The sequence below is a fragment of the Streptomyces sp. NPDC006476 genome (assembly GCF_040612015.1).
Taxonomy (GTDB): domain Bacteria; phylum Actinomycetota; class Actinomycetes; order Streptomycetales; family Streptomycetaceae; genus Streptomyces; species Streptomyces griseorubiginosus_B.
This window is the reverse complement of sequence record NZ_JBEXPK010000135.1, coordinates 1-11659: the sequence shown is the minus strand read 5'-3', so window position 1 is coordinate 11659 and position 11659 is coordinate 1. Positions and strand designations below refer to the sequence as shown.

Sequence of the window (11659 nt, the reverse complement as noted above, 5' to 3'; positions counted from 1 at the left end):
CCAGCGTCAGGTGGACTGGCAGTTCACCAACCACGACGCACGCATCAAACTGCGCCACCTCTACCCCAGAAATTAGCTGCGACAATCTACTAGTGCCGGGCCCGGTCCCCGGCCATCCGGACAAACCCCTCGCGCCCGGCGCCACCGCCGCCGTACGCTCGGCCCCGTACCGCACCGCATGGCGGCCTCCAGCCCACCACCCCTGCCCGGAGGTCCCGCATGTCCGCGCCCCTGGTGCGCCCCTTCCGACGCGACGACCGCGACCAGCTCACCGAACTGATCAACGCGCATGTCGCCGCCGTCGTCCCCGGCGTCTCCGTCTCGGTGAACACCGTCCTCAGCGACCTGGAACGGCAGCCCGACGAGTTCATCACCGACCCCTGGGTCGCCGAGCGCACGACACTCGTCGCCGAGCAGCGCCGGTACGTGGTCGCCGCCGCGCATCTGCTGCGCTACCGCGCCGACGCCGAGGTCGGCGAGACGTACCGGGACGCCGGTGAGATCGACTGGTTCGTGTACCGGCCGCCGGCGTCCTTCTGGCCGGACTCCGAAGCGGCCGCCGACCAGTTGATGGCCGCCTGCCTGGCCCAGCTCGGCCGATGGAAGGTCCGCGTCCGCTACGCGGGCGGCGCACTGCCCGCGCCCGTCGTCTACGGCCTGCCCCGCACCTGGCCGCACATCCGCGCCCTGTACGAACGCTCCGGCTTCCGGAACACCGGGAACACCGAGGTGATCCTCATCGCGCGGGTCGCCGACCTGCCGGCGCCCGAACCGCGGGCCGAGCTCCGCTTCGAGCGCACGCTGGGGGAGTGCGGCACCCGTTTCACGGCGTACGACGACACCGGAGCCGCCCTCGGCTTCATCGAGGTCGACACGTCCCTGGCCCGCCCGGAACGGCACACCCGAGCCTCCGGCCTCGCCGACATCGGCAACCTCCACATCGCCCCGGCGGCGAGGGGCACGGCCCTGGAGCAGCATCTCCTCGCCCAAGCCGCCGCCTGGCTCCGCCTCTGCGACGTCGACCGTCTCCTCGCCTACGAGCCGTCCGACGACGAAGCGTCGATCGCCGTGCTCCTGGACGCCGGCTTCCGCGAACTGACGCGAACCGACCGCCAGTGGGAGCACCGACCGGGCTCGCGCAGCTCGGATCCGGTTCAGATCCCCGGGCGGTAGCGGATCGGATGGTCCGGTGGCACCTCCACCAGGACGATCCGCGTTCCGTCCGGGTCCCTGATCCACAGTTCGACCAGACCCCACGGCTCCTTCACCGGAGGCCGGTCGATCTCGACGCCCTTGGCGCGCAGCTCCTCGTGGGCCGCGCCCGCGTCCTCGACCTGGAGCCACAGCCGTACCGCGGGGGAGCGCGCCGCATCCGAGCGGCCCGAGACTTCCAGGAAGCCGCCGCCGAGGAAGTAGACCGTGCCGCGATCGACTCCCGTGCCGAACTCGCGATAGACGGGCAGGCCCAGCTGCTCGCCGTAGAAACGGCGGGAGCGCTCGGGATCGGCGGGCTGGAGAAGGAGCCGGCTGCTGAGAACGTGCACCATGCGCCCCCAGGCTAGGGCGTTACCCTCGTCCTTGCCCGCGCCGCGCCGCAGATCGGAGAGCCGCCCCATGGACACCGCCACCGCTGGACTGACCTTCCGCGATGCCACGGACGCAGACGTGGACGCCCTGGTCGAGCTGATCGAGTCGGCCTACCGCGGGGACTCCAGCCGCGTCGGCTGGACCACGGAGGCGGACATCCTGGAGGGCCAGCGCACCGACCCGGAGGGCGTGCTCGCGGTCGTCAAGTCGCCGGACAGCCGACTGCTGACGGTCGAGCGGGACGGCAGGGTCATCGCCTGCTGCCAGCTCGAACACCGCGGCGACCACGCCTACTTCGGGATGTTCGCGGTCAGCCCGGAACTCCAGGGCGGCGGCCTCGGCAAGGTGATCATCTCCGAGGCGGAGCGCGCCGCCCGCGAGAGCTGGGGCGTGCGCGAGATGCACATGACCGTGATCTCCGTACGCGAGGACCTCATCGCCTGGTACGAGCGGCGCGGCTACCGCCGTACGGGAAGGATGACGCCCTTCCCGTACGGCGACGAGCGCTTCGGCATTCCGCAGCGCGACGACCTGCAGTTCGAGCTGCTGGTCAAGGAACTGGTGTGACCCTCACGCCGTGAAGCGGGCGGTGCGCTTGATCTCCGGGTAGTCGGTGGTCGCGCCGTCCAGCTGCAGCGCCCGTACGAGCCGCAGATCGTCCTGGGTGTTCACCACCCAGCCGATGACCCTCAGGTCCGCCTTGCGGGCCTGCTCCACCACCTCCAGCGTGAGCCGGCGGATGTTGAGGCAGACCGTCGCCGCGCCCACCTCCACCGCACGGTCGACGATGTCGGTGCCGAAGCGGCTGCCGACCAGCGCGGTCCGTACGCCCGGCACCAGCCGGGCGATCTCGGCGACGGCCTCGTCGTGGAAGGAGGACACCTCGACGCGGGGGACCAGGTCCCGGTCCAGCATCACCTCGGCGAGTGCCCTGGCCGCCTGCACGTCCTTGATCTCGGCCTGCAGCGGAGCCTTCACGGCGTCCAGGACCTCCTCGAAGACGGGGACCCGTTCGCCGCGGCCCGCGTCCAGGGCGCGCAGCTCCTCGAGGGTCTTGTCGGCGATGGCGCCGGTGCCGTCGGTCGTGCGGTCCACGTCGCTGTCGTGCATGACGACGAGGGCGCCGTCCTTGCTCAGGTGGAGATCGAGTTCGATGACGTCGAGGCCCGCCTGCTGGGCGGCGACGAAGGAACGGAGGGTGTTCTCGGGTTCGACACCCATGACTCCGCGGTGACCGATGGTAAGGAAGTTCAAGGTTCAACTCGCTTCCGTCGACGGCGGCTCGGACCCGCGCGGACCGGAGCGGACGGTTCACGTGGGCAGAGCCGCAGCCTAACGGCCCGGCCTGCCGATGAACCCGCTCGTACACGGGGGATTGGGGTGACGTACGGGGCGGACCTGGCCGGTACCGGCGGGGCCGGTCACCCGGGCGTGGGCGAGTTGCGCGGGTATTGACCGGTGGCCGGTATCCGCCGGAGGCGCATGTATACCCCGCTCCATCGCACCTACGGCATCCGGCAGGAAAAAGTTCTGTGACGATGCGGGTGGGCAGGATAATTTCCCGCGGCTCCCCTTGCTGGAAGAAAGCTCGTATGTATACGGTCTCCTTACGCAAGCTTCTCCCGTGGAGGATGGGACATGACGGAAATTCTTGTGCAGGCGGCTTCGGGGGAGCAGGTTCCTCCCGCGACCAGGGTGGTCGAGCACCCGGCGTGGCCGGTGCTCAAGGATGCCGTGGAGCAGATCCGGCCATGGCAGTCCAAGGACGGGTCGATCGACTTCGCCGCGGAGAACGCACCCGGACGGGCGGACGCCGAGGCCGCCGTCCGGCGTGTCGTGGAGGCGGTGGAGGAGCTCTCCCCGCTGCTGCCGCACGACGGCGCCTACCACGAGGCCCTGGTCAAGGACCTGCGCCGGTGGGCCGAGGGTGGCTTCGAGGTGCCGGACTTCCTGGACTCGCTGCTGGCCTTCCAGCCCGCCGCCAACCGCGCGGACGGCCTGCAGCACCTGGTCGTCTTCCCGATGTACACGCAGAACGGCAACCCCGACCGCAACCTCGAGGCGGTCGTGCTGCGCATGGTCTGGCCCGACTGGCTGGCCGAGCTGGAGCGCACCCGCTACGACAACCCGCTGTTCTGCGGCATCAAGTTCGAGGACTTCACGGCCGGGTACGACACCAACTCCGCCGTCCTCTTCCCGGAGACCATCGCCGTGCGCGAGGCGCCGGAACGGTTCTCCTGGGGTGGCATCTTCTGTGACCGCGAGGCCGCCCGCTTCCGCCGCGTCACCGACGCCGCCGTCGACATCCTGGGCCTGGAGCTGCCCGAGGACATCGCCGCGATGGTCCACGACCAGAAGCGCTGCGAGGAGGCCTTCGTCCTGTGGGACATGGTCCACGACCGCACCCACAGCCACGGCGACCTGCCCTTCGACCCGTTCATGATCAAGCAGCGGCAGCCGTTCTGGATGTACGGCCTGGAGGAGCTGCGCTGCGACCTCACCGCCTTCAAGGAGGCCGTGAAGCTCGAGGCCGACGGCGTCCCGCAGGCCCGTGACGTGCAGTACGCGGTCCTGTTCGACCGCATGTTCCGCTTCCCGGTCACCGGCGAGCGCGTACGCAACTACGACGGCCTCGGTGGCCAGCTGCTCTTCGCCTACCTGCACAAGCACGACGTCGTCCGGTGGACCGACAACAAGCTCCACATCGACTGGCGGCGCGCCCCGCAGGTGACGAACGAGCTGTGCGCCGAGATCGAGAAGCTCTACCGCGACGGCATCGACCGTCCCAAGCTCGTCCACTGGTTCGCCGGGTACGAGCTGGTCTCCACCTATCTCGCCCCGCACCCCGGCTCCCGCTGGGCCAAGGGCCCCGACGCCCTCGACCTGAGCCAGCCGCCGCGGAAACTCGTCGATGACGTGCTTCCGGACGAGTTTCCGCTGAGCATGTTCTATGAGGCCCTCTCCAAGAAGCTCAAGAACGTGATCGCCTCCACCAAGGGCATCACCGCGGAGAGCGCCGAGCGAGTCGCCGCGTGAGCGGCGTCCTCGCGCGCAAGCCCGGGAACACTGCTCAGGAGGCGAAGAACATGGCGGGGAACGGAGCTCTCAGCGGTGCGGTGATCGCGGTCGCGGGTGCGGGCGGGCCCGCGGGCCGGGCCACCCTGATGCGGTTGGCCGAGTCCGGGGCGACCGTCGTCGCCGCGGACAACGACCCCGAGCGGCTCGCCGAAGCTGTGGACGCGGCCCGGTACGCCTCGGGCGGTGCCACCGTCACCGGGGAGACCGTCGACCTGCTGGACCTGGATTCCACCCGCGACTGGGCCACCCACATCGAGAAGGACTTCGGCCGTGTCGACGGCCTGGTCCACCTCGTCGGCGGCTGGCGCGGCAGCGAGGCCTTCATCAAGACCAGCCTGGACGACTGGGACTTCCTGGAGCTGCTGCTCATCCGCACCGTGCAGCACACCTCCCTGGCCTTCTCCGAGGCCCTCCAGCGCAGCGACCGCGGCCGGTACGTCCTGATCAGCGCGGCCGGCGCCTCCAACCCGACCGCCGGGAACGCCGCCTACGCCGCCGCCAAGGCCGCGGCCGAGGCGTGGACGCTCGCCATGGCGGACTACTTCCGCAAGGCCGGGGGCCCCGACGGGCCGACCTCCGCGGCTGCGATCCTGGTCGTCAAGGCGTTGGTGCACGAGGCGATGCGCGCCGAGCGCCCCAACGCGAAGTTCGCGGGCTTCACCGACGTCAAGGACCTGGCGGAGGCCATCGCCGACGTCTGGAGCAAGCCCGCCGCCGAAGTGAACGGAAAGCGTCTGTGGCTGACCGAGAAGCCGTGAACCCCCCGAAGACCGACGCCCGCCGCCATCACGACCCGGACGTCCGCGGCTTCGCCAGCGACAACTACGCGGGGGCGCATCCCGAGGTGCTCGCCGCGCTGGCCGTGGCCAACGGCGGGCACCAGGTCGCGTACGGCGAGGACGAGTACACGGACAACCTCCAGCGGATCATCCGCAGCCACTTCGGCGCCACGGCGGAGGCATTCCCGGTCTTCAACGGCACCGGCGCCAACGTGGTCGCGCTCCAGGCGGTCACCGACCGCTGGGGAGCGGTGATCTGCGCCGAGAGCGCGCACATCCACGTCGACGAGGGCGGCGCGCCGGAGCGCATGGGCGGTCTGAAGCTGCTCACCGTGCCCACCCCGGACGGCAAGCTCACCCCCGAGCTGATCGACCGGCAGGCGTACGGCTGGGACGACGAGCACCGCGCCATGCCGCAGGTGGTGTCCATCACGCAGAGCACGGAGCTCGGCACCCTCTACACACCGGACGAGATCCGCGCGATCTGCGAGCACGCCCACGCTCACGGCATGAAGGTGCACCTGGACGGCTCCCGCATAGCGAACGCGGCCGCCTCCCTCGACGTGCCCATGCGGACGTTCACCAACGCGGTCGGCGTCGACATCCTCTCCCTCGGCGGGACGAAGAACGGCGCGCTGTTCGGCGAGGCGGTCGTGGTGATCAACCAGGACGCCGTGAGCCACATGAAGCACCTGCGCAAGCTGTCCATGCAGCTCGCATCCAAGATGCGTTTCGTGTCGGTGCAGCTGGAGGCCCTGCTCGCCAAGGACCTCTGGCTGCGCAACGCCCGGCACGCCAACGAGATGGCCCAGCGGCTGGCCGAGGGCGTGCGCGCGGTGCACGGCGTGGAGATCCTCTACCCGGTGCAGGCCAACGGCGTCTTCGCCAAGCTGCCGCACGACGTCAGCGAGCGGCTGCAGAAGCGGTTCCGGTTCTACTTCTGGGACGAGGCGGCCGGCGTCGTGCGCTGGATGTGCGCGTTCGACACGACCGAGGAGGACGTGGACGCGTTCGTGGCGGCGCTGAAGGAGGAGATGGCCCGGTAGGAGCGACACTCTGCATAGATATACGGTCACCTGAAAATTCATTGACGCTCGGGTGGCCGTATTTCTATGCTCTGCGGGCATGGAACTGATCCAGAACACCCCTGACCTGTCCGCCTATCTGGCCGCTGACGAGGTCATCGACCATCATCACCCGTTGGTCCGGAAGACGGCCGCGCGTCTCGCTCGGGATGCGGCAGACTCGTATGCCTATGCACGGCTCGCCTTCGAGTTCGTCCGTGATGCGATCCCCCACTCGCAGGACTCCGGCGATACGCGGGTCACCTGGCGCGCCTCCGACGTCCTGGAGCAGGGCACCGGTGTCTGCTACGCCAAGGCGCACGCCCTCGCTGCCCTGTTGCGGGCCGAGGACATCCCGACCGCGTTCTGCTACCAGAAGTTCGACGTGGTGCACGGCCTGGTCGCCGTCCGCTTCAACGGTGCCTGGCACCGGCAGGACCCGCGCGGCAACAAGCCGGGGGTGGATGCCCGGTTCTCCCTGGACGGCGAGCGGCTGGCCTTCACGCCGGCCCCTGAGTCCAATGAGCTGGACTATCCGGTGTTGTACGCTGAACCTCATCCGGCCGTGCTGAAGGCCCTCCGGGCCGCGCCCGACCGGCCGTACCTCTGGAAGACCCTCCCCACCGCACTCTGAGGCAAGGCGATGACACTCTCCCTGACCGTCTCCGACGAGGTGCGTGCCCTCGCGCCCGGTTTCACCCATGTCGCGATCGAGGTACACGGTCTGGTCAACGGGCCCAGCACCGAGGCCGGTTCGGCGCTGCTCGATGACGCGGCCCGCCGCCTCGCCGCGCGTCTGGACGGCCGCGCCCCGCACGAGGACCCGCACATGGCGGCCTGGCGCGAGGTCTACACGGCGTTCGGCTCCAAGCCGTCGCGCACCCGCAACTCCGCGGAGGCGCTGGCCAAGCGGGCGCTGTCCGACGCCGGTCTGCCGCGTATCAACCTCCTCGTGGACCTCTACAACGCGATCAGCGTCGCCCATCTGATCCCCGTCGGCGGCGAGGACACCGACCGTATCCAGGGCGGCATGACGCTCGTCCGGGCCACCGGCGACGAGGACTTTGTGACCGTCGCGGGAGGCGAGGAGGTCATCGAGCGCCCCGACGCGGGCGAGGTGGTCTGGCGTGACGAGACGGGTGTCACCTGTCGCCGCTGGAACTGGCGCCAGGGTCCGCGCACCCGCCTCACCGAGGAGAGCGTCTCCGCGATCTTCCTCCTGGAGAGCCTGGCCCCGATGCCGGTGGCCGAGGTGGAGGCGGCGGGCGCCGAACTCGCCGAGCTCCTGGAGAAGTTCAGTCCGGGCGCGCGGATCGACGTACGGGCCGCGGAGTCCGCGAGCTGAGGGTCAGTACGCCCGGCGGAACAGGGCGGTCCAGAGGAAGGGTTCGCCGAAGTACGAGGAGTCGGCCGGCTCGTCGCGCATCCGCCGTATCTCGACCTCCGTCATCCCACCGAACAGCCCGCGCAACGCCTCGGGGGTGTACGCCAGTCCGCCCTCGAGCCGGCCGCGTTCGTAGAACGCCGCGTCCGGCAGTTCGGACCCCATGGCACCGGCGGCGAAACAGGTGAGCCCGAACAGACCGCCGGGGGCGAGGAGTTGATCGAGCAGCGCCAGGTAGCTGATCCGGCGATGCGGCGGCAGGTGGTGGAAGCACCCCGAGTCGTAGACCAGGTCGTACGACCCCCGCAACTCGCTACCCACGAGGGCGAAGGCGTCCCCCGCAAGGAACCGGACCTCAGCCCCCACCTCGGCCGCCCGCTCCCCGGCCCACGCGACGGCCTCGGACGACAGGTCGACGGCATCGACCTCGAAACCCCGGGAGGCGAGGTACAGGGCGTTGCGCCCGGGGCCGCATCCCAGGTCGAGGGCGCGTCCGGCGGTGAGAAGTCCACGCTCGACGTGGGAGACCAGGTTTTCGTCGGGCTTCGCGGCGAAGAACGGAATCTGCCGCAAGCGGTCCGCGTAGAAGTCGTCCCACCACGACCCGGCGTCCGTCGTCCACCGATCGCCTCCGGCGGCGAACAGGCCGTCCAGGAGCCGCAGTACGTCCTCGACCGTGCGTATGTGTCGGTCCATCGGTTCCCCTTCCCGAAGCGGGGATCCTAAGTCCGTCTGAGGAGAAAGCCCAGGTCAGGTCGTTGCTGCGGAGGGCGCGTACGACGGTGTCCCCGACTGCCGGGCAGGCGCCGGGAGCGCCGGGCCGGACATCTGCCAAACTCCGCTCGCGGGTGCGTCAGGCGTGCCCAAGGGGCCGTTCCCGCCGGAGCGCGGGTGGGTATTTCCAGCGGTTCTCAGATGGCCTCCGCCGCCCGTACTTCCTCCGGGGTCGGGGCCGTGCCTCCCAGGTGGGCCGGCATCCACCACGTGTCGTTCGCGTCCTTCGGGCGGACCGGGTAGGCGCGCTGGGCGGCCTCCAGCAGTTCCTGGACGCGCTCGCGGAGTTGCCGGGTGATGACGCCCGCGTACTTGTCCTTGGAGGCCTCGATGGCCTCGCCGACACGGATCGTGATCGGCGTGTGGCTGCGCTTGAAGTTGCGCGGGTGGCCCTTGGTCCACAGCCGCTGCGTGCCCCAGACCGCCATCGGGACCAGCGGGACGCCCGCCTCCTGCGCCAGGCGCGCGGCACCGGACTTGAAGGACTTCAGCGTGAACGACTGCGAGATGGTGGCCTCGGGGAACACCCCGACGATCTCACCGGACTTGAGGGAGTCCAGCGCGTGCGCGTACGCCGCGTCGCCCTGCTTGCGGTCCACCGGGATGTGCTTCATGCCCCGCATCAGCGGCCCGGAGATCCGGTGCCGGAAGACGGACTCCTTGGCCATGAAGCGCACGAGACGCTTCTGCGGAAGCGCCGCGAGGCCGTCGAAGACGAAGTCCAGGTAGCTGATGTGATTGCTCACCAGCACGGCACCACCCGAGCGCGGAATGTTCTCCGACCCCTTGCAGTCGATCTTCAGGTCCCACGCCTTGAACAGGGTGAGCGCGAGACCGATGACGGGACGGTAGACAAGCTCTGCCATGGACGGGGTGGACCCTTCCTTCTCGGCCTGGGAAGGACGCTCCCGGCGGGAAAGTTACGCAGCCGTAGGTTTACGGCATCTCGCAGATCGTGCCCGAAGAACGGCCGGGGAGCCAGTCCAAGTTCCGGACAGTCGCGGAGATCCTCGTCACGTCGCGCGGTGATCCACCTCGTGCTTTTGCGTACCCTTTACTCCGCGCGCACCCCGACCCGGCGCGCCAGCAGGTACATCTCGCAGCCCAGGCAGTACTCGAACGCCGCATTCAGGAAGGCCGCCGCGAGCGCCGCCCCGGTCGCGGCCAGCCCCAGCCAGTCCGGACCCAGCGCGAAGCCCACGAGCCCCACGCCCGCGAAGACGAGCCCCACCGCCTGCGCGAACCGCGGCGGCTCCGGCGACTCGAACTCGGTCGGCGGCCCGATCCGGGGCCGTACGACCCTGCGGAACAGCCAGCCGTACGGCGACCGGCCCACACCGGCCGCCGCGCCCAGTGCGAACGCCAGCGTCTGCCAGGCCAGTAGCCAGACGTTTCCGGTGATCAGCACAATGGCCAGTACCAGGGTGGTCAGGGCCGCCCCGAAGCGAGGGCCCCTCACATCGATGTCCATGAATCAAGCATTCCGCACAGGACACGATTCCTGGGGCCGGGAATCTTTGCAGTCTCGTGAACGCTGGAGCAGTCGATGGCCGGACTCGTGGTGTGCGTGGTGGTGCTCGTGGTGGCGGGCGCCTATGGAGTGCTGCATCGGCAGCGGAGCGGGAGAGTACGCGTGCGTGGGCGCGACGACGGAAAGCGGCTCGGCGTGGCCGAGTTGGGCGAGGCACTGGGCGAGCGGGCCACCCTCGTGCAGTTCTCCAGTGCCTTCTGCGCCCCCTGCCGGGCCACCCGGCGCGTCCTGGGCGAGGTCGCCGGCATGGTGCCGGGCGTGACCCATGTAGAGATCGACGCCGAGGATCACCTGGACCTCGTACGCGAACTCGACATCCTCAAGACGCCGACCGTGCTCGTCCTGGACGCCGACGGCCGGGTGGTGCGGCGGGCGACCGGGCAGCCGCGCAAGGCGGACGTCATCGCGGCACTGGGGGAGGCGGTTTGACGGCTGTGATGCGGACGGTGAGGCATCTCCCATATGCCGGAACGTACTTGACTGGGCGCACCACCTATCGTCAGCCTGACCCCATGCCGACCGAACTCCTTCTGTACGGGCGGGTCCACGTCGACCTCGTCCGCAACGCGAGCGCGCGCTGTCCGGGCTGTTGAGCAGCCACGACCCCGCTCGCCCCCTCTCGCAGAAGGACAACTCCATGACGGCCGCATCCGACCTCGGTACCCCTCAGCTCGCTTCGCCCGACCTGCTGCGCTCCGTTTTCCGCCGGCACGCGGCGGGAGTCGCCGTGATCACCGCGCGTGGCGACGCCGGCCCGGTCGGCTTCACCGCCACCTCCCTCGCCTCCGTCTCCGCCGAACCCCCGATGCTCTCCTTCGGCATCAGCCTGGGCGCCTCCTCCTGGCCCGCGATAGCCACGACCGACCACATCGGCGTCCACATTCTCGGCGACCACCAGCAGGAACTCGCCGCCACCTTCGCGAAGAGCGGCGCCGACCGCTTCGGGGCGCCCACCGCCTGGCGCGAGGGGCCCGAGGGTGTCCCCGTCCTCGATGACGTCCTGGCCTGGCTGGTGTGCCGGATCGTCGCGCGCGTGCCCGCGGGTGATCACCGCATCGTCCTGGCGGAGGTCGCCCTCGGCGACCCCACCGGCCCCGGCCGTCCGCTCCTCTATCACCAGGGGCGCTTCAACGGCCTGCGGGACTGATCCGGCGCCGGCTCCCTCTGCGAAGCGGTCGAGTTCCGATTACGCTGCGTTGCACAGGTCACAGTTCAAAGCGCTTGCTTAGCGGGAACGAACTGGGTGTACTGGCGAGTAATATTTCGCTCGGAGCGCGGGGTCGCCCCGATCGGGATCGGCCGCTTGAGGCGCCTATGCTGCCTGAAAGAGGCAGCACCGAAATGACGATGCAGTAGGAGAGCCGGCGTGAGCTTGAGGATCGTTGTCACTGTGAAGTACGTGCCCGACGCCACTGGCGACCGGCACTTCGCCGATGACCTGACCGTCGACCGGGACGACGTG

The 11659-nt window shown here is 69.8% G+C and carries 14 protein-coding genes and 1 pseudogene; 10 read left to right on the top strand and 5 right to left on the bottom strand.

The annotated features are described in order from the left end of the window. Positions 1 to 219: 219 nt before the first annotated feature. Complete coding sequence (locus tag ABZZ74_RS50445; RefSeq protein WP_356950870.1) at positions 220 to 1173, top strand: N-acetyltransferase; 954 nt, start codon at positions 220 to 222, stop codon at positions 1171 to 1173. On the opposite strand, the gene ABZZ74_RS50440 is transcribed toward ABZZ74_RS50445, so the two are convergent. Then, a complete protein-coding gene (locus ABZZ74_RS50440) occupies positions 1155 to 1547 on the bottom strand; it encodes a VOC family protein (RefSeq protein WP_356950869.1) in 393 nt (130 codons plus the stop codon). The two genes, ABZZ74_RS50445 and ABZZ74_RS50440, sit on opposite strands and share 19 nt — an antisense overlap. Positions 1548 to 1614: 67 nt before the next feature. Between ABZZ74_RS50440 and ABZZ74_RS50435 the strand changes: the two genes are divergently transcribed. After that, complete coding sequence (locus tag ABZZ74_RS50435) at positions 1615 to 2154, top strand: GNAT family N-acetyltransferase (protein ID WP_356950868.1); 540 nt, start codon at positions 1615 to 1617, stop codon at positions 2152 to 2154. A 3-nt stretch (positions 2155 to 2157) separates the two neighbouring features. On the opposite strand, the gene ABZZ74_RS50430 is transcribed toward ABZZ74_RS50435, so the two are convergent. After that, a complete protein-coding gene (locus ABZZ74_RS50430; RefSeq protein ID WP_356950867.1) occupies positions 2158 to 2841 on the bottom strand; it encodes a glycerophosphodiester phosphodiesterase family protein in 684 nt (227 codons plus the stop codon). Positions 2842 to 3225: 384 nt separating this feature from the next. Between ABZZ74_RS50430 and ABZZ74_RS50425 the strand changes: the two genes are divergently transcribed. The 5 genes from ABZZ74_RS50425 (at position 3226) to ABZZ74_RS50405 (ending at position 7853) form a co-directional block, all read left to right on the top strand. Next, the gene (locus ABZZ74_RS50425; protein ID WP_356950866.1) at positions 3226 to 4623 is read left to right on the top strand and encodes a DUF6421 family protein; all 1398 of its coding nucleotides are present in this window, start codon (positions 3226 to 3228) and stop codon (positions 4621 to 4623) included. Between the two features lie 50 nt (positions 4624 to 4673). After that, on the top strand, positions 4674 to 5423 hold the full coding sequence (locus ABZZ74_RS50420) for an SDR family NAD(P)-dependent oxidoreductase (RefSeq protein ID WP_356950865.1): 750 nt from the start codon (positions 4674 to 4676) through the stop codon (positions 5421 to 5423). Further along, a complete protein-coding gene (locus ABZZ74_RS50415) occupies positions 5420 to 6490 on the top strand; it encodes a low specificity L-threonine aldolase (protein ID WP_356950864.1) in 1071 nt (356 codons plus the stop codon). The genes ABZZ74_RS50420 and ABZZ74_RS50415 overlap by 4 nt, the downstream gene beginning before the upstream one ends. A 79-nt stretch (positions 6491 to 6569) precedes the next feature. Continuing rightward, positions 6570 to 7142 (top strand): transglutaminase domain-containing protein, encoded by a 573-nt coding sequence (locus ABZZ74_RS50410; protein WP_356950863.1) that lies wholly within the window; start codon positions 6570 to 6572, stop codon positions 7140 to 7142. A 9-nt stretch (positions 7143 to 7151) separates the two neighbouring features. After that, positions 7152 to 7853 (top strand): phenylalanine--tRNA ligase beta subunit-related protein, encoded by a 702-nt coding sequence (locus tag ABZZ74_RS50405; RefSeq protein WP_356950862.1) that lies wholly within the window; start codon positions 7152 to 7154, stop codon positions 7851 to 7853. Between the two features lie 3 nt (positions 7854 to 7856). On the opposite strand, the gene ABZZ74_RS50400 is transcribed toward ABZZ74_RS50405, so the two are convergent. From ABZZ74_RS50400 to ABZZ74_RS50390, 3 genes are all read right to left on the bottom strand, one after another. After that, on the bottom strand, positions 7857 to 8588 hold the full coding sequence (locus tag ABZZ74_RS50400; protein WP_356950861.1) for a class I SAM-dependent methyltransferase: 732 nt from the start codon (positions 8586 to 8588) through the stop codon (positions 7857 to 7859). A 215-nt stretch (positions 8589 to 8803) separates the two neighbouring features. After that, entirely contained in the window at positions 8804 to 9532 is a 729-nt protein-coding gene (locus ABZZ74_RS50395) for a lysophospholipid acyltransferase family protein (protein WP_356950860.1), read from the bottom strand. Between the two features lie 188 nt (positions 9533 to 9720). Then, positions 9721 to 10137, bottom strand: a complete 417-nt coding sequence (locus tag ABZZ74_RS50390) for a DUF4395 domain-containing protein (RefSeq protein WP_356950859.1) — start codon at positions 10135 to 10137, stop codon at positions 9721 to 9723. Positions 10138 to 10212: 75 nt separating this feature from the next. On the opposite strand from ABZZ74_RS50390, the gene ABZZ74_RS50385 reads away from it, so the two are divergent. The 3 genes and pseudogenes from ABZZ74_RS50385 to ABZZ74_RS50375 all read left to right on the top strand — a co-directional run. Then, positions 10213 to 10626, top strand: coding sequence for a thioredoxin family protein (locus tag ABZZ74_RS50385; RefSeq protein ID WP_356950858.1), 414 nt, complete (start codon positions 10213 to 10215; stop codon positions 10624 to 10626). Between the two features lie 208 nt (positions 10627 to 10834). Further along, positions 10835 to 11344, top strand: a complete 510-nt coding sequence (locus tag ABZZ74_RS50380) for a flavin reductase family protein (RefSeq protein WP_356950857.1) — start codon at positions 10835 to 10837, stop codon at positions 11342 to 11344. Between the two features lie 219 nt (positions 11345 to 11563). Continuing rightward, a pseudogene (locus ABZZ74_RS50375) lies at positions 11564 to 11659 on the top strand (electron transfer flavoprotein subunit beta); the annotation flags it as partial.